We start from the raw sequence: 24151 nt of genomic DNA, 5'->3' as shown, positions 1-24151 counted from the left end.
ATAACAGTTCTAACTAGACCAATTTAATTGGCGAAGATTCATATTTGCGTACAACACTACTTGACGTAGAGCCCGCTTAAATGGCGCTGTTTAACACGTTTATTAACATGGACGGATGTTAATAGGTGGTTTTGGGGAGAGATGTTGAAGCACTTGGATTGCTGATGTAGCAATGATAGACGCGTGTTAAAATGTGTTAACGATCTTCCTTAATCTTAGTATAGATTAATTATATTTTTTATTTGGAGGGTTAAACTGTTTTTAAATGATGGATCCTTAAAATGCGAACAAATTACCTTATTATAGTAATCTCCCTTTAGAAAATTCCTCAAAGATTCACGCATATGATCATATTTTTTTATTGTAATAATATAATGGTTAATTTCTTTATCGTAGTATGAAAAACGTTTATTAATATAGTTTCGGACTTTTTTGTGTCTTCGACTTATACTTTTATCTAGGGCTCGTATATCATAGCTTGTTAATGATACGGAAAAGCTATCACTATCTCTTTTAAGCTGGTCTTTGAAATTTTTATGTAAGTATAAAGCAACAGGTTCATTAGATCCTATCAGGGTTTCTAAATTTTCTGTTTCCTTTTTGATAGGAACACCTTTTTGATGTATATAGTGAACAATTAGTTTGTCATGTAGTGCTAAATTTACGTATGTTTCTATGCTGTTTGTGTGATGGTAATTAGTACCAAAATTAATATCTGTAGGTGAAACCTTGATAATTTGGCATTCATCGGGGAATGCCTTGGCAAATTGTTTGGCTTTTTTAAGAACAGTTTTTGGATTGAAATTTTCTGCTGTAGAAGAACCAAAACCGGTAGAAGAATGTCCGTTAAGTCCATAAACAACCCTATTAATACTATAGTATGATGAGAGGAAAGTATCTTTTTGAGGAATTATTACTCCCCAATTGATTTCTTTATAGTGCGTTAACTTATTCTTATGCTGTACACTCCTTGAATTATTAATAGTTTTAAGCAAATTTTTAATATCTATATTATTAAGTACTGGTATTTTTACTAATGAAGCTGCATGAAGGTCCTCTGGCTCTTTTGTAGATGGTTCTGTTAATAAGCTAGTTTCTTTACGATTAATATAGGACCACTTAATTTTTTGTTTACTCAGGAGTTTATCTAATCGAGAATCAGAAAAACTATTACTATAGAATCCTTCTGTAGAGTTATTAATGATTCTTAATACTGCTTCAATAGCATAATAGATTTTCCCGTTGAATAGATTTAAATATGACTGTGGTTGAATTTCTTTATATTTGTATTGCAAGTTAGTTCTCCTTTTTAATTTAGAGCCTAGGACGCAAAAAAGTGTCCGTTTCTTTTTGCTAAGAATAGTTTAATAATGGGATTGTCAAAAGAAACAGCAGCTGTAAATTTTGATATTTATTTTACTATTTTATCATTATGGGTTAATTAAACTGATCCAAATATAAAGGAGAACATTTATGTTTAACATCAAGAAAAAAAGTAGTAATTCTAAATCTTGTGTTCAAGGATTACAAGACTCTATTCATCACTTGATGGCTAGTGGTAGCAATGGTTCTAATATTGTTGACAAGGCACAGATATTAATGTATCTACAAAAGACCATTTGCAATAGTATTGTGTACAGTGACTATGTGTATAAGGTATTGCATAATCCACATTCTGCACCTCATTTTGGATTATCGGACTTTTTACCAAGAAATGATAATTACCGTTATTTTGATTTAGAAAACGATCCAATTTATTTGAATTCAAATGATGTTGCATTTATTACGCTACCTTGGAACAATCGTAAAATCATTGATGGTATTAGGGCAATTGGTAGTGATGTAGGGAATCCGTTTGATACCACAAATTCTAATATTGATAATGTATATATTTATCCATTGGGAATTGTATTAGTTGCATCATCTGGTAACCATAGTCAATTTATTGGTTTGCTAAAGGGTGAATTGTCTAAAATAAAAGTAAATCGGATTTATGATATTTCTGAAGAACTTGTTAAAGACAATGATAATCAATTTACAAACTTTTATGGGGCATCGGAGGGGAACGCTCTTATAGGTAAGTGGCAGTCTCTTATGGAAATTGGCAAGTACTTATTGAAGCATAATGAGTTTCCCCCTTCAATGTTGGAACATATGAAAAATGAAGGTATGGAAGAAAACAGTAAAGAGGTAGTATCGATGACTTATAAAGATAGAGTTTTAACAGAGTTCTCCAATACTGCATATCGAAGGGTAACAGGAACTAGGAACTTTGACAATGTACCAAAGGCAATCTGGGATTTATGGTATGATGAAAATAATAAATATTCTGTTCAAAACTTAAGTAAAGCAAATGCTGACGATAGTAAGTGGGAAACTTTATACGGAATGTTTCAAAAGGAATTTGCTAAGTTAAACTGATGTTCAATCCCTGTGACATTAGCTTTTGATAATAGTTTTTACATGATTTTTTAACATCTTTGATATTAACTTTAGATATAGCAATGCTTTAGATGCCATTAAGCATCACCTCTAGTCAGCATTATTAAAACTTACAAAGTTTATTAGTTTTTGATAGATCAACGTTTTACGAAGATTTACCAAGAACTATTTTTGTTTATTTAAGCATATTGCGATTAATTAAAAATAGATGTGAATTTTTATTGATTTCTAATTATAGCTATGATAAGATTTTACTATTAAGTAAGACGAAAGCGAGAACAGATTAATGTCATTTACAACTAATGTACACGTAAATATTATTATTATTCGGATCATTAATTAGATGATGCGAATAATTAGTGCTGTTCGCATCACCATACTAGGGATGTGAACAGTGATAGTGGTAGAGACATTTCTGTCGGCCAGCTGACTGTTCAACAGTTAGCTGTTTTTTTTATTGAAGGGATGTGGAAAAAATGGAAAGTGAAATTAAGACTAGAAGTGATAATAGATCGTAAATTAAACTGAAATGAGAGGTAAACACTATGGATAGTACAGTAACTAACACCCCGCAGACAAACAGCAAGCTTAATGTAAAACGTGATCCTGTCAAGACAGTAATTTTGGCTTCGATGATGGGAACGGCAATTGAGTTTTTCGATTTTTACGCTTACGGGACTGCATCTGCTGCTTATTTTCCCAAAATTTTCTTTCCGCAAATGACCCCTTTACTTGCAACACTTTTAAGTTTGTTAACTTTTGGAGTAGCCTTTGTAGCACGTCCGGTGGGATCATTTCTATTTGGACATTATGGTGATCGTTTAGGACGTAAGAAAACACTTGTGGTCTCACTTTTAGTAATGGGAGTGGCGACGGTAGCCATTGGTTTCATTCCTAGCTATCAGGTTATCGGCGTTTGGGGAGCATTGTTACTTTGCCTTTGTCGGTTTGTCCAAGGAATCGGGCTTGGTGGTGAATGGTCCGGGGCTGTATTAGTAGCTACTGAAAATGCTCCGGCTAATAAGCGGGCATTATATGGTGCATTTCCGGAAGTGGGAGCACCAATCGGATTCTTCCTATGCAATGGCTTATTCTTTGCTTTAGAACGGGTACTAACACCAACGCAAATGATGACGTTTGGTTGGCGAATTCCTTTTTGGGCATCAGCTGTTTTAGTCGTTATAGGGTTATATGTCCGACGTCGTTTACAGGAAACACCTTTGTTTAAGTTGGCTCAAGAACGTGATAACACAACTGCTTCGCCTCTTCGTGAAGTATTCAAATCTAATTGGCGTGAAATCTTAAAAGGAACTTTCATCATGGGAGCAACCTATGCACTATTCTTTACATTAACAACCTGGTCATTATCATATGCTACAACAGCTTTAGGTTTTACCTCTTCGGAATTTTTATTATTATTAATGGGTGCAATTGTTGAATTCGCTGTTTTGATCATGTTAACTTCTGTATTAGCGGATCGTGTTGGCCGGAAAAAAGTTTTATTAACTGCGTCAGTAGCACTAGTTGGCTATTCCTTGGTATTCCCATATTTTCTTACAGGACAACATAACTTAGTTGGCGTTTTACTCTTCTTAGGACTAGGATTCTTAGTGATGGGTACTCTTTATGGTCCAGTCGGCGCTGTCTTGCCTGAACTGTTCCCAACCAGAGTTCGCTATTCTGGTGCAGGAATTACTTACAACTTAGCTGCAGTGGTTGGGGCAGCCGTTGCTCCAACTGTAACAACGTGGTTAATTGCTAATTATGGATTACATTCGGCTGGATATTATATGCTAGTTTTATCAGTACTAGCAGTTATTTCTTGGTTATTGACAAAAGAAACAAAGGATGTGGATTATACTAAATAATATCTTGTTTAGAGGAATTAGTGAGAAAACTTACTGACGATAGTTATTAGGTAAAAATTTATGTCCCCGTTAAAAAAGATGATGCAAAAACTTTGGTCAAGTCATAAATAATAAAGCCACTGGTAACACACATTAAGTGCTACTAGTGGCTTTATTAATTACATTGGTTGTCCCGTTGAGATTTCAAAGCCAGCTGTTACAGGAATTACTTCTCCCGTGATTGCACTAGCAGCTGGGCTAGCAACAAAATAAATTGCAGCGGCGACTTCTTCGGGTTCAACAATCCGATTTAACGGACTGTTCTTTGCGAATTTTTGTTTATCTTGGTGGAAAAGCGGGGTATTAGTCGGACCAGGTGCAACAACATTTACGCGAATATTATTTTTACCGTAATCAATTGCCATTGCCCGAGTCATGTTAATAATTGCTCCCTTGGCGGCATTATAAGCAACCATTGCTCGATCACCAGCCATTCCTGAGACAGAGGAAATATTAACAATACTACCATGATCTTGTTCAATCATTGTTGGCAAGAAGGCTTTGCTAACGAGGAAAGTTCCCTTAACATCGACATCAAAGATTTTATCCCAATCTTCTTCACTTGTTTCATGAACCTCGCCGTGAATAACGATTCCTGCATTATTGATAATCGCATCAACGGTTTTAAATTTATTGAGAGTTATTTGCTTAACATGTTCAACCTCACTTGATTTACTAATATCGGCTTGAATAAAAGCAACTTGTGCCGGAGAATACGTTTCGCCTAATTGTCGTTCAACTTGCATCCCCTTTTCTGCATCACGACCGATAAGCACCGCATTCCACCCATTTTTAAGAAAAATATCAGCAGTGGCAAGACCAATCCCAGAGGTTCCACCAGTAATAACAACTGTCTGCATATATAAAACTCCTCTCTAATCTTTTCTCTAATTATGGCATTTTTGGCCGGATTTAGCTATTTGTTAGAAAAGTCTTTATAATAAAAATAAGGATGAGGAGGAAACGCAATGAATACAGCAACCTTAAAAGCGCTCCAGAATTGGCTTCATGGACGTGGCTATACATTAGAACAAGTAGACGCACAACTAATTCTTAAATATCATGGACAAGAACGAGCAGTCATTACGCCACCTGATCGCTATCAAGTGAAAGACCTTGACCTGAATTTTAATGACTGGGTTGAGTTTAATAAATGCATTCGGAATATTCGCCATTATTTAGCTAGTAACGAATAGGAAGCCTTTTCTTTGGCAAGAATACTTCCTCGTGATAGAGTTATTCATGAAGGGAATATAGTCCAAGGAGGGATAGTCATGATAAGAGTTGGAATAATTGGTGCTTCTGGAATGGCAGGCAGCGCAATCTATAAATTAGCATCGACGAAAAAAGATTTGAATGTAACTGGAATTGTTCGAAACGAGAGTAAGGCAAGAAAGATCCTTGGTGACGATGCCAATTTGATTAGTGGTGATATTTTCGCTTTAAATGATAGTTTGCTATCACGGTTTGATGTGATTGTTGATGCATATGGTACTAGCCCAGAGAATGCTGATCGGCAAGTAAGACTGGCTGAGAAATTAGTAGTTTTAGCTCGAAAACAAAAAATCCGGTTAATTTTCATCCTCGGTGCCGGAAGCCTTAAAACTGGTAAGGATAAGCACCTATTTGTTGATGATATTGAAAAGATGCCTGGTGCTGAGACATGGATTAATACACCACGCCAGCAGTTAAAAGAGTTACAGTATCTTGAAACTATTTCTGACATTGACTGGCTAGGAATTTCACCATCAGCAGTATTTGAAGCTGGGGTTGCTACTAATTATATTCTTGGTCAGGATGAATTATTATTTAATGAACAAAATGAATCAAAGGTAACTGCAGGGACAATGGCGAAGTTAGTGGTCAATGAAATTTTAGCGCCACGCCACCATCGTGAGCGAATTACTGTTATTGATGCAGAATAGTTATTGGAACTACAGTAAATACTAAAAGGAGCTGTGACATAAGTTAGGTCACTTCCATAAAATACGAACAGCGCAATATAACAATGGCCTTCAGCGTCCGGCAAAGTCGAACACTGAAGGCCTATTGTTGCTTGCGGGGGCTCGAAAAAGAAGTCACGAGTGACTTCTGTCTCGCTCCCTTTTAATATTAATCAACTAATTTTCCAATAATTGGGAGCTTTGAAACCGGTGAATACTTTTTGGCTGCTTGTTGATAGGTGACGTCTGATAAATCATGGCCGAAAACATTACCATGGATTTCTGCGCCTTTCCATTCAGGAACTTCAGAAACATCATAAACATTTCCACGTACTCCAATATATGCCGGACGACCTTCTTGACCATTATATTGCGCTAATTCATTGTGAGTAAATGACCGCATAATAATCCCTCCTATTAAGAAGCTGGGAATTGACTCGGCCCCTTCCTGTATAGATGTAACAACATATGAAAATAGATGACGAGTTTATTCGTTATCCTATCATCACTATAACACGAAAATAGTAATGACATCTGAAATTCAATTTATTCAGTTGCTAAGTTTGCAGCAGGGCTTTGGGCTGGGACTTTTACAAGCATTCCGGCAATAACCGTTAGGATAGTAACGAGGAATGGGAAAAATGCCCACGGAATAAAACTTAATGGATTAATTTGTAAGGTACTAGCGATGAATACCCCAGAAACACTCCATGGGACAATTGCGTTGACTGCGGCCCCTGCGTCATTGAGAATCCGAGTTAAATCAACCCGTTTTAAGCCTAATTTATCAAATGAAGGGAGAAATGATTGCCCAGGAAGAATAATTGCGAGGTAGTGTTCCCCAACAAGGAGGTTAACCCCAATACAGGTAAGAGCTGTGGAGAATGCTAATCGACCAGGCGTCTTTACAATCCCAGTTAAGTGATTAATGATGGCGCTAATAATATTGAACTTGATCAATAAGCCACCTAAAGCAAGGGCAAAGATAATTAGGGCTAGAGAAGTAAGCATACTAGAGATACCACCTTTAGAAAGCAATGTATCGATTGTTTTATCACCGGTATGGGAAACGTAACCAGTCATAATAGTATTGGTAATCGTAGTAAGGCTGGTTTTAGGTGCGTGAATCCAGCCAAGTACGACCGCAAAGAGTGAGCCAAGGCCAAGGGAAGGAATAGCTGGAACTTGGAAAATGGCTAACACGATTAGGAGAAGAACAGGGAGAAGAGCCCATCCTGAGATCCAGAACCCATTTTGTAAACCGGCCATCATTTGGTGAACGGCGCCTAAGCTAACATTTTTGGAGTTCAATCCTAGGAAGGTGTAAAGAATAAGACAGATTGCCCAGGCAGGAATATCGGTGGTGAGTAGGGATTTAATGTGCTTGTAGATACTGATTTCACCAACACTGGCAGCTAGATTCGTTGTTCCTGAAAGTGGGGAAATATTCGAACCACAAAAGGCCCCTGAAACAATTACTCCCGCAGTTAAACCGGGGTTAATTTTAAGGGTTGCACCAATGCCAATAAAGGCGATCCCCATTGTCGATACAGTTGTAAATGAGCTTCCACAAGCGATCCCGACAAGGGTACAAACGATAAAAACTGTTGGTAAGAAGAACTTTACAGAAATAATTTCAAAACCAAAGTACATAATTGTTGGAATTGTTCCCGAAAAAATCCAGGTAGCGATTAAGACGCCGATGGAAAGAAAGATAACGAGGGGGTCAACACCGGCTCGCAAACCATGACGCATTCCATTCATTATTGTATCCCATTTAAATCCACGAATTCGCCCGTAAACGGCGAGCAAAACAAAGGAAATAAATAATGGGGCTTGCGGTTCTTGGTGCTTAAAAATAATAGGGTAGCCTAAGATGCATAAAATAACGCCAAGAATAAGTAAACTTTCACTAAAACCAATCACTGGCTCAGGACTATTTTTTGATTTGTTAATAGTTTTCATTGTGTAATTCTCCTTGTTTTTTAATAAAAAATACCAACTAGATCAGCGGCATTTGCTTAATCTAGTTGGTATTACGGTAGTATAAAAAATCGCGGAAAACTACACGCCCTTACTAGATCAATGTACCTAGCAAAGGACTCATTAAAACAACCCTGCTTAGGTACGAACACCGCTGTCCGTACCTAAATGAGTACAGACAATTATGCACGGTAAGCATAGTTGTTATAATACTTGGTTGAAGTTAATGAGTGTTGAATCATGTTAGTCGTTCCTTTCAAGTTAAGTTGTAATCATTAAAACATTCTAATCTACATTTGTCAAACTCTAATTTTAAAATTCACCAGAAATATCCTTATCAGAAAATGAATGAGGATCAGGGACAAAAGAAATATCAGTATCAATTATTCCAAATTTTTCTCGCATTACATTTTCGATGTGTTCTGATAATTGGAAACTTTTGAGAATCGTCATTTTAGCGTTAACCATCACGGAAGCATCAAGCGTGACCACGTTTCCGTTATAGTGAGCTTTTAGTTCGACAACTTTTACAACGTGCGGAATATTGGTGATTGTTTGACGGTATTCCTGTTCAGCGCGGGGATCAAAGTAGTCGGTTAAGTTAAGACTACTTTCAAAGAAAATTTTTAGTCCAGAATATAGAATAAAGAAACCGACGACAATACTGGTAGCACCATCAAGCCAACGAAGGTTAAAGAGGAGGGCACCACCAATTGAAATCAAGGTTCCAATACTTGTGAAGGCATCGCTCAGACTATCTTGGGCAGAAGCAAGCAACGCGGCGTTTTTTAACTTAAGTCCTGTTTGTCGATTCATATACCAAACAACTAACATAATAACTGACGCGATCCCCGCCCCGATCAATGCGACTGGTTGTGGAACCACTCGACTTGCAGGATTGAGGAGACTTTTAATGCCATCGATGATAACGCTTAAAGCAATCGCAACCATAACGACCGCTGTGACAAGGGAAAAAATTGTCTCATAACGCCAACGAACAAATTGTACTCGTTGGTCAGACCCCATATGTGCTTGATAATTTCCAGAAGGCAGCCGTGCGCCAATGATATCATCATCATCGACATCCTGGGCGATATGTAAGCCCATCATCAGTAAAAAGGTCGAGATAATTCCCGAAAGGTTGTTGAAAGCATCGGCCCGTAATGTCTGCGATTTACTTATTTCAGCCAACCAGTACTCAATTATTGAAATAACAACATAAGCAACCAAGTTATAGATTAAATGGTGTTGGGAAGCTCGAATCTTTGCTAGTTCGGTTGCTTGCGTTTTTTCCCAGTTATTCATTTCTTCGGTTGTATGTCTTTTAAATTTAGTCATTAATTTAAGAACTTCCTTGATTAATAAAATCAGTTTAATTGTAACGCAAAAAATAAGGGAGCGAGACAGAAGGCACTTGTGACTTCGTTTTTCGACGCGAAGCTAGCCTCTGGGAGCCCTCGCAAGCAACAATGGCCTCCAACGTTCGGCTTTGCCGGACGTTGGAGGCCATTGTTGTACTGCGTATTTGCTTTTTATGAAAGCAACTTAACTTATATCACAGTCCCAAAAATAATGAAAATAATTGCTAGGCCCGGTTATTAATTACGTGGGCGCATGTTGCAATAATCAGTCCCATAAAACTTACTACAGCGATCATATTACTCATAATTGACATCATATTGAACAACTCCTTTACATAATTAAAATATTTTTTACAGCACAACTAATTACAGTTGCCTTTTTGGAAAATAAATTATAATGATTGTTTTCCCCTCTCCACCAAGTATTGTAACAGGTCTTAGCAGTAGTGACGATAATAATTAGCTAAGCTTTTAATGAGCTTTTTTACGAAAGGAGGGAATGATTATAAGCAAAATATTATAAGTAGCTATTATATGAATGAATAAATTTTAATTATTAAGTAAAATCGAATTATTTCTTTATAAAGTTAAGCTACTCAGCTAATCTGTTTAATTCTTTTAAGGCTAGAGGAAATTTTGTGAAGCCGTCACTAGTCAAAAAGTGGCCGCCTTTTTCTTTAACTATGAGTTTTGCTCTAATTTTATTAGCGACCGCAATGCTATTTTGATAAGGAGCGATTGGATCATCTTTAGCTGTTATAACGGTAGCTTTAGCGAGTTTAGGAAAAATTTGCTCATAATGAGGATGATCTTTCATAAATTCATCTAATTCGGGATAAGCTGGTAATCCCTTATCAAATGGTCCCACAAGTAAAAGCCGTGCATCTTTAACATGATGACGTTCAATATAACGAAGGGCCGTAATGCAGCCGAGACTATGAGCGACAAGGATGAGGTTATCTTGGGGATGAATTTGGTCGTCAACCGCTTGATCCCATTCAGCTTGTTGGGGATTAAAGGGATTTGGTAGCCATATCCGATCAAGGGCGATTGTTGGTTTCGCTTCTTCTTCGAGCCAGGGGAACCAGTCGTCATCCCTGGTAGAAGTGCCATGAATTAAGTATGCGTTCTTCATTATTACGACTCCTATTTCATAAAGTGTTTCAATACTACCATGCCGATGATTAATAATAAAATGGCAATCGAATTAGTAAGAATTTCATAAGGCTGACCGTGGGCGGCAATTAGTCCCCGGATTAAAGCCATAATTCCTAAGCTTAATAGAAAGTCGACTGCAATCCGGCCATGATGTTTTAGCGCGGTAATTATCATTGTCATAAATGAAAAGAAAAGGAAAAAGACAATAACGCGATCCAAAATCTTAAAAATGACATGGTCCGTATTTCCCGCTTGCATAAGAGGAATCAGCGAAAAAGTTTCCGTAAATAAAATAATAGTTAATAAAATTCCTAGAATTGCTAGTGCACCGATTGTACATAGACGCAAAATATGACTAAAATTAGCTGCTAATTTATATATTTTTTTCATTCTCTAATACTCCTCAAGAAAACGCTTTATCTCTAGGATAGCAATGATCAAGAAATTTAGCTAATATTTAACAAAATAGCTATTAAAAATATGCGATACTTAAAGATAGAGGATAAAAGGAGGAGTGAGAAATGCGAAAACCCTTTATTGCAGCTAATTGGAAGATGCATAAAAATGTCCAAGAATCGGTTGAATTTGTAGACGCAATTAAAGGAAAACTACCGGATCCGCAAGAAATTGAAGTCGGAATTGCGGCCCAAGCTTTTGCATTACCCAGTATGGTTCACGCGGCTGATGATTCAGGATTAAAGATAATCGCGCAAAACGCGGCGGCTGAATATTCGGGAGCTTTCACTGGTGAAATTAGCTTACGAGGTTTAGCTGACGCTGGTATTTCATATGTAATGTTAGGACATATTGAACGTCGCCATTTATTCCACGAGGATAATGAGTTGGTTAATCAGAAAGTATTGGCAGCCCTCCAAATGGGTGTTACCCCGATAATTTGTACGGATGAAACGATGGTTCAGAAAGAAGTTAATGGTGAAATCCACTACGTTTTTCAACAATTGATGAGCGTATTGAGGGGCGTTTCTCTTGATCAAATTAAAAATGTAGTCGTTTCCTATGAACCAAGTTGGGCAGTAGGATATGGTCAGCACGCTAATCCAGTTCTTGCTGAAGAAGGATGCCGTCAAATTCGGCGAACGATTGCTGACAATTATACATATGAGATTGCTGATAAGATCCGGATCCTATATGGTGGCAGTGTCAATCCAGATAATATCGGAATGATTATGAACAAGCCAGATGTGGATGGGGTATTAATCGGTCGGGCAAGTTTAGATGTTGATAATTTCTTGCGAATGGTTAATTATTTAAAAAAGGACCAAGAAAAATAAAAAAAGTCTTTCTCTTTACCGTCATTTTGTGTTATAGTTATTAACAGTTGTTATGGCGGTATTGGTGAAGTTTGGTTAACACACCGGTTTGTGGGTCCGGCACGCGTGGGTTCGAATCCCACATACCGCCCTGACCTAGCGCGATGGCAAAGGATTTTTTCCTTTGCCATCGCGCTTTTTGCATTTTCTGTTGTATGAATTTTAATTGATAACATCAAAGAAAGTAACTTAAAATAGAAACGGTATAAGGTGGAGAAAGAAAAAGGGGCGTTAATTATGAAAAACGTACAAATTGGTGGAACAAGCTGGGAAGTATCGAATGTTGCATTGGGCATTATGCGAATGGGGACATTAACAGTGCCCAAAGCAATCGATGCCTTAGAAGCCGCCCACGATGCTGGAATAAATTTTATTGATTCAGCTGATATTTATGGCAATGATCCACAGTTAGGGCGCGGATCGTCAGAACTCCATTTTGGTGAAGCGTTAAAGAAAAGCAGTCTTACCCGTGATGACTTTTACATTCAATCAAAAGGAGGCCTTTTTGCGAACGCGGATAACAAAATAACGCGGTATGATTCGTCAAAGAAGCATTTAATCGCTGCTGTTGATGGGATTTTACAACGGATGGGAATTGATTATCTTGATTCATTTTTGATTCATCGTCCAGACCCTTTAATGGAGCCCGCAGAAATAGCAGCAGCCTTTGACCACCTTCAAGCATCTGGGAAAGTCCGTCATTTTGGAGTATCGAATTTTAACCCGCAACAAATCGCGCTCCTTCAAGCGGCAACAAACCAACGGCTTTTGATTGACCAGGTACAATTTGGTTTAAAGCATACGGGGATGATTGATTTTGGCCTGCATACGAATATGACTGATGATGCTGCAATCAATCATGATGGAGGATTATTAGAGTACACGCGTCGAAAACGGATGACGATTCAAACATGGTCACCTTTCCAATACGGCACATTTGCTGGGACATTTATTGATAATGATCAATTCTCTGAACTAAACGCAATGTTAGAAACTCTTGCGCAAAAATATAAGGTAAGCAAAAATGCAATTGCCGTTGCATGGATTTTACGGCACCCCGCGCATATGCAAGTGTTGCTTGGTACTATGATACCAGCTCATATTATTGACAGTGCTAAGGGGAGCGATATTACATTGACGAGTCAAGAATGGTATGACCTATATCTTGCGGCCGGGAATGATTTGCCATAATGAAAAAAGATTATCTACAGTTTTATCAGCATATTACAGCTCCTTTTTATCGACACCAGTGGACAATTCCATTATTACGGGCGGTTAATAAATTTGTTGTGTGGGTTATGTACGTTGCCTATATCGTTATATTAGTATGGGTGGAAAAAAATGATGTCTTGAAAGCAGGGCCTTTTCTGCTTATTCCCGGCATTGGCTTTATTCTGCTTTCTTTTATTCGCCAACGGATTGACGCGCCACGACCATACGAAAAATTTCCGATTAATCCCTTAATTCGACGGCAAAAAACTGGTGATTCATTGCCTAGTCGTCATGTTTTTTCTGCGACTGTTATTGCGATGTGTGGGTTCAGGCTAAACTTGATTTTAGGAATAATCTTACTCGCTTTAGCTGTTGTTTCTGCTATTACGAGAGTGATTGGCGGGGTTCATTTTCCCCGTGATGTGATTATCGGGTTTATTTGTGGTGTTATTTGTGGTTCACTTTTATTTCTTAGCTAACTTTTAGAAAGGTGTATTTCATGGACAATTCAGTGCTGCAAGACGCAATTTTGAATGGACTTATTAGTACTCAATATCAAGGCAATACGTTACTAGGTCCGCAATTATTAACCAATAATCAATCATCGACAATTTGGCAAACGTTACGGCACGAATTGCTGTTATGTAAAAACTTTACGTGGTCAGTCGCCTTTATTACGTTAGACATGTTGATTCCATTTAAGGCAGTGATGGCTGACTTAGCACAGCAGGGAGTACGTGGGACCATCATTACCAGTGATTACTTGAATTTTAATCACCCTGCGATGTTTGAAGAATTGCAAAAAATTCCTAATTTAACGGTCAGGATTGCTGATATTAATGGATTTCACACTAAGGGGTATTTATTTGATCATGGGGAATATCAGACCGTAATTATTGGGAGTGCTAATTTTACACGGTCTGCTTTATTAGTTAATAAGGAGTGGAATTTGAAATTAAGTTCCCGCCAAGAAGGAAGCCTTTTTCAACAACTAACGGCGGAATTAAATGCTGTTAAACATGAGAGTACTGTTCTAACATCAGAGTGGATTGCGGAGTATCGCAAGAATTGGCAACCACCAAAGACTAGGGTGACGCAACCGAAAAAATTAAAACCAATTGAGCCTAATCAAATGCAACAGGCCGCTTTAGGACAATTAAGTACTCTGATAAAAACTGGCGCTAAAAAAGGACTGGTTGTTTCAGCAACTGGAACTGGAAAAACGTATCTAGGGGCGTTTGCGGTTAAAAAATATCAACCGCGTCGTTTCTTATATATCGTTCATCGAGAACAGATTGCCCAAAAATCGTTAGCTAGTTTTCAACGAGTTATTGGTGGAAAGAAAACTGATTATGGGTTACTGACAGGTAATCGCCATGATTGGAATGCTAAATATTTATTTGCAACTGTCCAAACACTGAGCCAGCAATCAGTTCTGGATAAGCTCAAAGCAACCGAATTTGACTACATTTTGATTGATGAGGCCCATCGTGCAGCAGCGCCTAGTTATCAACGAATTTTAAACCACTTTATGCCGCAATTTTGGTTGGGGATGACTGCAACCCCTGAACGAATGGATAATCAAGATGTATTTAAGTTGTTTGATTATCATTTGGCCTACGAAATTCGTCTGAAAGATGCATTGGCTGCTAAAATGTTAACTCCCTTTCATTATGTAGGGGTCACCGATTATGAAGTTGATGGTGAAGTTATTACCGAGACTTCTAAGTTAAATCAATTGATTGCTGTAAAACGGGTTAATTATGTTCTTAATCAATTAGACTACTACGGATACTGTGGGGATCAGCCTCGTGGATTAATATTTTGTAGTCGGCAGGCAGAAGCAAAAGAATTGGCAGTCCAATTTAATGCGGCTGACCATCCTGCGATTGCATTAACGAATCAAAGCAGCAGTCAAGAGCGCGCAAGGGCAGTTGAACAATTGGAAGCAGGAAAGATTGAGTATATCATTACCGTCGATCTTTTTAATGAAGGAGTTGATATTCCATCAGTAAATCAGATTGTAATGATGCGCAATACCCAATCACCAATTGTTTTTACCCAACAACTAGGGCGTGGATTGCGTAAATACCCTGGTAAAGATTTTGTGACAGTAATTGATTTTATTGGCAATTATCAGCATAACTATATGATTCCTCTTGCGCTTAATCAGGATAATAGTCGAAGTAAGGATCAAGCGCGTCGTGAAGTTAAGGTACCAACGAATTTTGATGTTTCAACTATTAACTTTACGAAGGTTGCCGAAGAACAAATTTTAGCCTCCCTTGATAAAGTTAAATTGGACTCAATGCGTGAATTGCGACAGGCATACCATGATTTAACTAACCAACTAGGGAGGACACCAGTGCTGGATGACTTTTATCGTTATGGTTCTGTTGATCCCCGAGTATTTGCGCAAAATTCCCAGCTCAACCATTATGGTGACTTTTTAGAGAAGATGGGAATCGAACTTAAATTAACTAATTATGAGCGTCAAGTACTAGCCTTTTTAACTAAAGAGCTGCTTAACGGTAAACGGCCACATGAATTGATTCTCCTTCAATGCTTACTTCGCGGTACGTGTTCAATTGATGCTTTTAAAGCAGAACTAGAGCAACAAAATATTCGTGTTACACCAGCTGTTTTACAATCAGTTGATGATATTTTAAGCTTGCAATTCTTTAATGTAAAAGCTGGTAAACAGTTAAAAAAGGATCAGTATGGCGGACAGCCGATTGTTGATCATCCAGATTTATTAACGTATCAGTTTAATTCAAAAATTCGAGAAGGACTAGAAAGTCACAATGATTTCAAACGCTTGTTTACAGATGTATTAACAACGGGCCTTGAAATCGCCAAGCAATATGATCTCAAGCAAGCATTTACCCTTTATCAGCAATATGATCGCAAAGATGTTTGCCGCTTATTAAATTGGCCCCTCGACGTAAGTGCCCCGTTATATGGATATCGGGTGGCAGAAGATGTGTGTCCGATTTTCATTACCTACCATAAGGATGCAGAAGAAAAAAGAAACGCTATCTATAATAATCAACTCCAAGATGGACGTTCGTTGCGCTGGTACACACGGACGCCTCGCCATCTTTCATCTGATGAGGTGCAACGGTTGCTTGCGGGAGTAAAAGAGGGTAAGCCGCAAGTAAAGTTACACTTATTTGTCAAACAGAGCGATGCGGTTGGCAAGGAATTTTATTATTTGGGTCCTGCTTATATTCAACCGGACTCCGTAAGAGAAGAATTAGTTGGGCCAAAGAAAAAAGCGGCAGTGGGGATGGATTTAGTCTTAGAACAGCCGTTAACCCCGGCGATGATGAACCTATTAGCAATATAAACGTAACCATATTGCTTTTGTTTTTTACTAAATCTTCTATAATTAAAGACGAAGAAAGAAGATGAATATTATGGCAAAAGGAAAGGTAAAAACTAGCGATAAGCGTTCAGTTCGGGATGTTAAATTAGATGAATTAGCTGGCTTATTAAATGAATATGATGTCAACACGATGGGGGCCCTAGTAAAGTCCTTAAAGAAGAGTCAAAAGAAGAATAAGCAAAGCAAGAAAGATGAATTACGCGATACCATTGAACGGCAACAAGAACATATTGATGAACAAAAAGGCACGATTGATCAACTTAACAATCACATTTCTAAACTAATTGATCGTCTTGATAATAAGCTATAGAAAAATGAGGCTGAGAAAAAACTTTTGTTTTTTCAACAGCCTCGTTTTTTTATACGAATATTGTTACGATATCGCGGCACTAGCCTCGAGCCTTGTCGCGGAGATTATTTCCCGCTTCCATTTCTTATCATTCTTTTTTATCTACTGGTTGTTTAAATAAATCATTGAACGCTTCGCTGATTGTTGGGTGGGTATAGATTTGGTCACGAAGCATTTGATAGGGAAGTTTTGCCCGCATTGCCAGAACAATCATGTTGACAATTTCTTGTGCTTCTTGGACATAAAGGGTAGCCCCAATAATTAAGTTCGTTTGTGGATCGACCAGTACCTTAAGCAGTCCACGGGTATCCTTCAATACTTTTGCTTTTGGAATTGCAGCAGCTGGCATCTTAAAGAGCAAGTACTTTTTCCCTTGTTTTTGTGCTTCTTTTTCTGTTAAACCAACTTGTGCAAGGGAAGGTTCGATAAAGACATTGGTTGGGACAACTAAACGATCACTAACTCGCCGTTCCTTGTTACCGAATAATTCCTCTTTAATAATCCGGAAATCATCAAGTGAAATGTAAGTAAATTGGGGACCACCTTTAACATCCCCGATTGCCCACACATTAGGAACACTAGTGTGGAGGAGGTCATCGACAACAATCGCCCCGTTTTTAGCGACCTTAATATCTGTATTTTGCAAATCAAGGGCCGCTGTTGCAGGTTTTCGGCCTGTTGCCACTAAAATCTTATCAGCAAAAATGGTTGTTTCATGATTATCAGTTCTGGCAAAAGTAATCGCAGCTTGATTATCTTGTTCGCCAATCACTTTAATATCAACCCCAACTTCAAAGCGAACCCCGTTATCCTTAAAGTTTTGGATTACCATTTCAGCCACATCATCATCTTCACGTGGTAGTAAAGTCTGATGGTGATCAAGAACCGTGACGTGTGAACCAAAGGAAGTGAACATATTTGCGAATTCAAGACCAATATAACCGCCACCGATAATCACCAGTTCACGTGGTAACTTAGGCTGATCCATCGCTTGAGTAGAATTCATAAGAAAACGATTATCCTTTAATCCAGGAATGTCGGGGATGGTTGGTGTTGCACCAGTATTGATGAAAATACGTTCGCCCTTGTAGGAAAGTGTTTGACCATCTGGAGTTTGTACATCAATTGTGTGGTTACCAGTAAAATGAGCGGTTCCATCTAAGACAGTGATATTATCTTCACTTGCTAACATTTGATAATTCTTTTGGCGGAGTTGGGATGTCATCACATTTTTCCCATCGACTGCGTCTTCAAATGAGGTTCCATGAGCAGCTTCAATAATTAGCCGTTTGGAGGGAAGGCAAGCAATATTAATGCAGGTTCCCCCGTACATTTGCTTCGATTTTTCAATAACAAGCACTTGTTCCCCATGCTGAGCGAGAAACTTCGCAAGCGTTTTTCCGCCCTTGCCAAACCCGATAATAATATTCTTGACTGTTTCCATTAAAAAGCCTCCAAAGTTGAAATTATTTTACATACTTTGAAATTATACTAAGAATAAACGTCTTGTCACTTAAAACGCTTAAATAAGCCAAATGTGCAATTTGCATTTTACTGAACAAAGTGTTAGGATGATATCGTAAATATATTAGTCCCAACTGCAGTCAGAACTTGTATATTAAAGAAAAACGTATTAGATGAATATTGTACATTATTGATCATAAAGAGTGTGCTATCGAAATAAAACGTTTTACTGATTTACAAAAAGTTTTGATTGAGGAGAGATTATAATGAAAGCTGCACATTTAGTAGAACACCCAAAAAAAGTAAATGAAAAGAAACCAGTTATTCAAGAGACCAAGTTTATCGACATCTTGAGTAAAGTTGCAACAGTTGTAGCTATTTTGATGTATGTATCTTACATTTCACAGATTAAGAATAATTTGGCAGGAAATTATGGTGCTCCTTTACAACCATTAGTGGCAGCGCTTAACTGTACGTTATGGTGCATTTATGCTTACTTCAAACAACAACGTGATTGGCCAGTCTTCTGGGCAAATTTCCCTGGCATTATTTTTGGCTTAATCACCTTTATCACATGTTTACATTAGGAAAAATAGGATTGAGAGAAAATGAGATTTTCTCCAATCCTATTTTTTATACGCTAATTCTCAACTCTATGATATAATTAATCGAACATATGTTTAGGGGTGAGTAGAGATGCTAAAAGATGGGATGTCAGTAGTTCACTTTAGTTCTTTTGCGCCGGTGACAGAGATGATTTTACAGTCGTTGCCGGTTGAGAAGGACAAAGAGGCTCAGAAAGCGCCAGCCATTAAAAACTTCGATCAATTGCGTCAACGATTAAATAGTCAAGCACGATTTCTTATTTTGGACCTTGAGTTTTTTCAAGATCAGCAGAAGCATCGAAATGGAGTTGCCCAGATTGCAGGGAGAATGTTTGAAACACAAAGCAGCTTTAATTACTACCTCTATGCTCAGAATATGTCTGCTGAGCGGCAATTGGCTTTTTTACGACAATATGACCTTCGTCTTTCGGAAGTAAATGAATATGAGGTTAGACAGATTTTTAACCGGATTTTTCATTTCATTGCGGTGGAACGCCCCGACTATATTGTGAGTTGGGATAATGGAACTGACTTTGAATCGTTGAATTATGAAGCAAATCGATTAAAGATTAGGAAAGAGGATCGTCCCTGGCGCACAATTCAGTCGTTAGATCTGGAAAAATTAGTTGCTAAAGAAGTCTGGAAAAGTAAAAGTGGGATCAGTCTGGAAAAGATGTGTCGGTTGTTGCATCTTCCCCGGGTTAAATACCATCAAGCCCAAAATGATGTGATAGCGATTGAACAAATCTTGAAATTTTATGCTCGCGATTTAGAGCGTGAATTAAATTATCGCTGATCGTTACCAAAATTTAAAATTTAGTTCATGATTTATCTTGATTGACTTTTTATAATTAGTAACAATTGAAAGAAGGTGAACGAGATAAATTTCATTTTTCGACTGCTTAAGCGGATATTTATAATAGGACTTTTAGTAGGTGGAGGATGGCTTTATTTCAATGATGCACGGGTTCAAGCAACTGCAAACCAAACTGCATGGAACGTTCGTGATCGTATTGCTAAGTTAATTGGCAAAGACGATACAAATTCAAACGATAATTCTAATCTGCACTTAAACGATGCAAATAACAGTTCTTCTAAAAATGAACAAGAACCAACGACAGAACAACAAACGAGTACACAAACTTCGATTCCGTCTACTGGACGATGGGCGACTAATCAAGCAACGGTTTATGTAAATACAAATAATGCTCAACTTGATGCAGCTACTAATACTGCAATTCAAAACTGGAATCAAACTGGGGCATTTACATTCAAACCAGTAAACAATCAAAGCAAAGCGGATATTGTTGTTACGACGATGAACCGCTCTGATTCAAATGCTGCTGGGTTAACGAAGACGTCCTCGAATTCGTTAACAAGAAGATTTATGCATGCAACGGTGTATTTAAATACATATTATTTAACTGACCCAAGTTATGGCTATAGTCAGGAACGAATTGTTAATACAGCCGAACACGAACTGGGACATGCGATTGGACTTGATCATACCAATGCTGTTTCGGTAATGCAGCCTGCTGGATCATTCTATACGATTCAACCAGATGATGTGCAAGCGGTGCAAAAACTATATGCTAATAATAAATAAAAATAGCGAGACTGAAAGGATGAATTTCTCTCAGCCTCGTTATTATATTTAGTCTGTCATTTTTCGCGCTTTTAGTGCCCACAGGATAGAAACAGTATCAATTATTTCCTGTAACATGGCGCCAAAAAAGGCTGGAATAATTCCGGTACTAGCAATAAGCATTAGGATAGTACAGATTGTAATTCCGATTAGGACCGCTTGTTTTGCGATTCGCAGAGTTTCCTGAGAAATGCTAACGGCTTTTGCGACTCGCGAAAGGTCGTCTTTTAGGATGACAACTGCAGCGGATTCACTAGCAGCAGTTGATCCGTGAGCCCCCATTGCAATTCCAACATCAGCTGTCACAAGAGAAGGTGCGTCATTTACGCCATCGCCAACCATGAAAACAGGATGTTCATCTGTTGGAATGGCTTTAAGTGCATTGATTTTATCTTGTGGAAGAAGGTCGGCTTTAACTTGGGTGATCCCTACTTGTTGAGCAACTTTATCTGCAATAACAGCTTGGTCGCCAGTTAACATTAATAGATTGGTAATACCAAGCCGTTTTAACTGGTCCATTGTTTTCTTTGCTTCAGGACGAATATGGTCGGTAAAAGTGATTGCGCCATAGTATTGCCCATCAACGCTCACATAGATAGCTGTTGCTGCTAACATCTGGTCAAGATTTTCAGGTGATACGAATTTTAATTTTCCTACTTTAACTTCCTGCCCATCAACAGTTGCTAAAATTCCTTTACCGGTTATTTCTTTAAGTTGATCAACGGTCGATAAGGGAATGTTATACGCAGTGGCGTAAGAAAGCAGTGAGCGTGCTAGGATATGTGATGATTGTTGTTCGGCGCTTGCTGCGTAATGGAGGAGCTGGGCTGAATCGATTTTTCCTGTTGGTAAGATTTTATCAACGGTCAATTGACCACTTGTAATAGTTCCTGTTTTATCAAATGCACCAGTTTTAGCAACTGCTAGTTTTTCCAGTACGCTCCCTGTTTTGACAACAATTCCGTTTCGTGAAGCTCGGCTCATTCCAGAAACCATTGCCACAGGAGCTGCGAGGATTAACGGACATGGTGAAGCGACAACGAGAACTTCCGCAAATCGTTCGGGATGCCCGGAAAGTGCCCATGCAAGTGAAGAGATAATAATAGCAATAATTGTAAATGGTACAGCGTATCGGTCAGCTAATCGAACAAAGTGGGCAGGAGTTGATTCAGCTTCCTTAACCAATTTAACGAGTTGCTGATATTGACTATCTTTTGCTAGTTTGGTGACCTGTAAAGTAATCGCATTATCACCATTAACAGATCCAGACATCACTTCATCCCCGGCTGTTTTGGAAACTGGCCGTGATTCACCAGTTAATGACGATTCGTCGAACAATCCCTCACCATTTTTAATGATTCCATCGACTGGTACTAATTCTCCAGGCTTAACGATAAGCTGGTCGCCAACTTTGACATCGTTAACTGGGATGTCGCTGGTTTTGCCATTGGTGACTAAATGCGCCGTTTGTGGTGAATTATTAAGTAATGCTTTTAATTCGGTGCTTGCTTTTTTGGCAGCATAATCTTCTAAGGCATCTCCTCCGGTTAACATTACAAGAATAACCATCGCTGCCCAATATTCGCTAACAGCTAGCGTTGCGACGACAGCCATAATGGCAAGCAGATCAACGCCATATTTACCACTGCGGATAGTTTTTATCATGCCAATAAACATTGAAAAGGCAACAATTGCGCCGACGACAGTAACTAGAATTTGAGCAAAAAGTTGTAAATGAAATCCAAATTGGAGCACGACTGCGATTGCTGCAATTACTAGGATAATGATTAGTTTTTGCTTATTAGATAGTTTTTTCATAATACCCCCGCTTAGTTCTAATACTTTCTACACTTTAATTATAGAGTTTTTGTGCAGTGATATAATAAAAAGTTAGAAATATTAAGGAGAACTGGTGAAAAATAATGCAAAATGGACAATCTTATCAACGAATTTTTGTAGTGATAATTGATTCATTAGGAATTGGAGCAACGGCTGACGCCAATCGTTTTGAGAGTCTAGGGGCTGATACGCTAGGGCATCTTGGGGAACACTTTCGGATGCGGTTGCAATTGCCGACTTTTCAGAAACTAGGTCTAGGAAACCTGCACCCAATTATGGGGATGCCTTCGCTTGCAAATCCTCACGCCACTTATGGGCAAATAAGTTCAATCTCAACGGGCCTGAGTGATCGAGAGAGCCAGTGGGAGATGATGGGCTTAGCAACGTCCGCTGAACCTGACATTTTTATTGATGGTGTGCCGTTGGAAATAGCGACTAATTTTGCGAACAAAGCCATGCGCCCGGTTTTAAGTAATTCGCTACTGAATATCCAGACGGCATTGAAGGATTACGGACTTGAACAATTGGCAACAGGTGGTCTGCTATTGGCGACGGCTAGTTCTTCGAGTGTTTGGTTAATTGCGCATGAACATACTATTTCGGTTGCCGAATTAAAAGAAGATTGTCAGATTTTGCGAACAATGCTCGATAACTCTCCGTATACTATTGAAAATATAAATGGCCTTCTTTTTAGTGGCAACCGGCCGACTAATTTTTATCCCCAAGAACTTTATAAGTTTCCCTTAGCTCCACCAAGTCCAACAGTTATTGATTGTCTTCTGAAAGAAGGCTATGCGGTAAAATTAATCGGAAAAAGTACCCAGTTCTTTGATTTAGCTCGTAAAGAAATAATTGGAAATAATAAAGAGAGTTTTGTTCAGCTACAAGAGCTAATCGACAAAAAATTTACAGGTGTTTGTATAGCAGAAGTAGGAGAGATGGAGCAATTTGGTAAAGCGCGTAATCCTGAAGGCTTTGGAACAGAACTAATGCGGATTGATCACGAACTTACAAAAGTCATCGATAAACTACAAGATGATGATTTGCTGATTGTGACGGGGAACTTCGGGAATGATCCTACTTATCCTGGTGAAAAACATACGCGTGAATACGTACCGTTACTTGTAACATCTCCGCATCTTAAGCAAAATATTTCTCTTGGTGGCAAAAGTTTTAGCGATATTGGGGCAACAATTCTTGATAATTATGATTTAGGAGATAAGTTGCCAGTTGGTAATAGTTTTTTAAGAGAATTATTTTCTGCATATCAATAAAAAAGGATGGAAAAATTCTGATTTTCCATCCTCTTTTATTAATGTCTTTAGACCTGGTTGAGTGCGCGAGCAGAGCGAGTGCACGAAACAAAAAACCACCTGCTATGCGGGTGGGCGATAAAAATTATATAAAAAAGGCCTCTTTTGCCTTAAGATGTAGGTGTTCAAGCCAAAGTCAATAAGGGAAAAGAGGTTATATAAATATGGCTAATAAATTAAATAGCTTAGCCCATACGAAGTGGTTATGTAA

Annotated in this window: 22 protein-coding genes and 1 tRNA gene; 14 read left to right on the top strand and 9 right to left on the bottom strand. The window is 38.3% G+C overall.

Annotated elements, in window-relative coordinates:
* Nucleotides 1-215 precede the first annotated feature (215 nt).
* The gene (locus CBG10_RS01600; protein ID WP_094501841.1) at nucleotides 216-1295 is read right to left on the bottom strand and encodes a hypothetical protein; all 1080 of its coding nucleotides are present in this window, start codon (nucleotides 1293-1295) and stop codon (nucleotides 216-218) included.
* A gap of 178 nt (nucleotides 1296-1473) precedes the next feature.
* Between CBG10_RS01600 and CBG10_RS01595 the strand changes: the two genes are divergently transcribed.
* Both CBG10_RS01595 and CBG10_RS01590 read left to right on the top strand, forming a co-directional pair.
* The gene (locus CBG10_RS01595) at nucleotides 1474-2421 is read left to right on the top strand and encodes a DUF6710 family protein (RefSeq protein ID WP_094501839.1); all 948 of its coding nucleotides are present in this window, start codon (nucleotides 1474-1476) and stop codon (nucleotides 2419-2421) included.
* Nucleotides 2422-2987: 566 nt separating this feature from the next.
* Entirely contained in the window at nucleotides 2988-4310 is a 1323-nt protein-coding gene (locus CBG10_RS01590; protein ID WP_065869103.1) for an MFS transporter, read from the top strand.
* Between the two features lie 158 nt (nucleotides 4311-4468).
* Here the strand turns inward: CBG10_RS01590 and CBG10_RS01585 are convergent, their stop codons facing one another.
* Complete coding sequence (locus CBG10_RS01585; protein ID WP_094511427.1) at nucleotides 4469-5209, bottom strand: SDR family NAD(P)-dependent oxidoreductase; 741 nt, start codon at nucleotides 5207-5209, stop codon at nucleotides 4469-4471.
* A gap of 108 nt (nucleotides 5210-5317) precedes the next feature.
* Here CBG10_RS01585 and CBG10_RS01580 point away from each other — a divergent pair, with 108 nt between their 5' ends.
* Nucleotides 5318-5545 (top strand): hypothetical protein, encoded by a 228-nt coding sequence (locus CBG10_RS01580; RefSeq protein ID WP_094501835.1) that lies wholly within the window; start codon nucleotides 5318-5320, stop codon nucleotides 5543-5545.
* Between the two features lie 78 nt (nucleotides 5546-5623).
* A complete protein-coding gene (locus CBG10_RS01575) occupies nucleotides 5624-6274 on the top strand; it encodes an NAD(P)-dependent oxidoreductase (protein WP_094501833.1) in 651 nt (216 codons plus the stop codon).
* Between the two features lie 187 nt (nucleotides 6275-6461).
* On the opposite strand, the gene CBG10_RS01570 is transcribed toward CBG10_RS01575, so the two are convergent.
* The 5 genes from CBG10_RS01570 to psiE form a co-directional block, all read right to left on the bottom strand.
* Entirely contained in the window at nucleotides 6462-6695 is a 234-nt protein-coding gene (locus CBG10_RS01570) for a cytochrome b5 domain-containing protein (protein ID WP_003665459.1), read from the bottom strand.
* Nucleotides 6696-6838: 143 nt separating this feature from the next.
* Entirely contained in the window at nucleotides 6839-8257 is a 1419-nt protein-coding gene (locus CBG10_RS01565) for a Na+/H+ antiporter NhaC family protein (protein WP_003665460.1), read from the bottom strand.
* Between the two features lie 330 nt (nucleotides 8258-8587).
* The gene (locus CBG10_RS01560) at nucleotides 8588-9613 is read right to left on the bottom strand and encodes a cation diffusion facilitator family transporter (RefSeq protein WP_019252273.1); all 1026 of its coding nucleotides are present in this window, start codon (nucleotides 9611-9613) and stop codon (nucleotides 8588-8590) included.
* 615 nt (nucleotides 9614-10228) lie between these two features.
* Entirely contained in the window at nucleotides 10229-10771 is a 543-nt protein-coding gene (locus CBG10_RS01555) for an RBBP9/YdeN family alpha/beta hydrolase (protein ID WP_094501831.1), read from the bottom strand.
* An 11-nt stretch (nucleotides 10772-10782) separates the two neighbouring features.
* Nucleotides 10783-11184, bottom strand: coding sequence for a phosphate-starvation-inducible protein PsiE (gene psiE / locus CBG10_RS01550; protein ID WP_094511426.1), 402 nt, complete (start codon nucleotides 11182-11184; stop codon nucleotides 10783-10785).
* Nucleotides 11185-11315: 131 nt separating this feature from the next.
* On the opposite strand from psiE, the gene tpiA reads away from it, so the two are divergent.
* From tpiA to CBG10_RS01520, 6 genes are all read left to right on the top strand, one after another.
* Entirely contained in the window at nucleotides 11316-12086 is a 771-nt protein-coding gene (tpiA, locus tag CBG10_RS01545) for a triose-phosphate isomerase (RefSeq protein WP_094501829.1), read from the top strand.
* Nucleotides 12087-12141: 55 nt separating this feature from the next.
* Nucleotides 12142-12216, top strand: a tRNA-His gene (locus CBG10_RS01540).
* 146 nt (nucleotides 12217-12362) lie between these two features.
* Nucleotides 12363-13316, top strand: a complete 954-nt coding sequence (locus CBG10_RS01535) for an aldo/keto reductase (protein ID WP_094502353.1) — start codon at nucleotides 12363-12365, stop codon at nucleotides 13314-13316.
* Nucleotides 13316-13816, top strand: a complete 501-nt coding sequence (locus CBG10_RS01530; protein ID WP_094502354.1) for a phosphatase PAP2 family protein — start codon at nucleotides 13316-13318, stop codon at nucleotides 13814-13816. Before CBG10_RS01535 ends, CBG10_RS01530 begins: the two co-directional genes overlap by 1 nt.
* 20 nt (nucleotides 13817-13836) lie before the next feature.
* The gene (locus tag CBG10_RS01525) at nucleotides 13837-16686 is read left to right on the top strand and encodes a DUF3427 domain-containing protein (protein ID WP_094502355.1); all 2850 of its coding nucleotides are present in this window, start codon (nucleotides 13837-13839) and stop codon (nucleotides 16684-16686) included.
* A 70-nt stretch (nucleotides 16687-16756) separates the two neighbouring features.
* A complete protein-coding gene (locus CBG10_RS01520; RefSeq protein WP_003665472.1) occupies nucleotides 16757-17035 on the top strand; it encodes a hypothetical protein in 279 nt (92 codons plus the stop codon).
* A gap of 127 nt (nucleotides 17036-17162) precedes the next feature.
* Here the strand turns inward: CBG10_RS01520 and CBG10_RS01515 are convergent, their stop codons facing one another.
* Nucleotides 17163-18518, bottom strand: coding sequence for an FAD-dependent oxidoreductase (locus CBG10_RS01515; RefSeq protein WP_094502356.1), 1356 nt, complete (start codon nucleotides 18516-18518; stop codon nucleotides 17163-17165).
* Between the two features lie 286 nt (nucleotides 18519-18804).
* Between CBG10_RS01515 and CBG10_RS01510 the strand changes: the two genes are divergently transcribed.
* From CBG10_RS01510 to CBG10_RS01500, 3 genes are all read left to right on the top strand, one after another.
* Complete coding sequence (locus CBG10_RS01510) at nucleotides 18805-19125, top strand: membrane protein (RefSeq protein ID WP_003667139.1); 321 nt, start codon at nucleotides 18805-18807, stop codon at nucleotides 19123-19125.
* 109 nt (nucleotides 19126-19234) lie between these two features.
* Nucleotides 19235-19939, top strand: a complete 705-nt coding sequence (locus CBG10_RS01505; protein WP_094502357.1) for a hypothetical protein — start codon at nucleotides 19235-19237, stop codon at nucleotides 19937-19939.
* Between the two features lie 75 nt (nucleotides 19940-20014).
* Nucleotides 20015-20749, top strand: a complete 735-nt coding sequence (locus CBG10_RS01500; RefSeq protein WP_003674517.1) for a M57 family metalloprotease — start codon at nucleotides 20015-20017, stop codon at nucleotides 20747-20749.
* Nucleotides 20750-20797: 48 nt separating this feature from the next.
* Here CBG10_RS01500 and CBG10_RS01495 read toward each other — a convergent pair whose 3' ends face one another.
* Nucleotides 20798-22606, bottom strand: a complete 1809-nt coding sequence (locus CBG10_RS01495; protein WP_094511424.1) for a heavy metal translocating P-type ATPase — start codon at nucleotides 22604-22606, stop codon at nucleotides 20798-20800.
* A 104-nt stretch (nucleotides 22607-22710) separates the two neighbouring features.
* Here CBG10_RS01495 and CBG10_RS01490 point away from each other — a divergent pair, with 104 nt between their 5' ends.
* Nucleotides 22711-23901 (top strand): alkaline phosphatase family protein, encoded by a 1191-nt coding sequence (locus CBG10_RS01490; RefSeq protein ID WP_094502359.1) that lies wholly within the window; start codon nucleotides 22711-22713, stop codon nucleotides 23899-23901.
* Nucleotides 23902-24151: the final 250 nt, after the last annotated feature.

It is taken from the genome of Limosilactobacillus reuteri (genome assembly GCF_002254085.1).
Taxonomy (GTDB): Bacteria; Bacillota; Bacilli; order Lactobacillales; family Lactobacillaceae; genus Limosilactobacillus; species Limosilactobacillus reuteri_K.
This window is presented reverse-complemented; position numbering and strand designations above follow the sequence as displayed.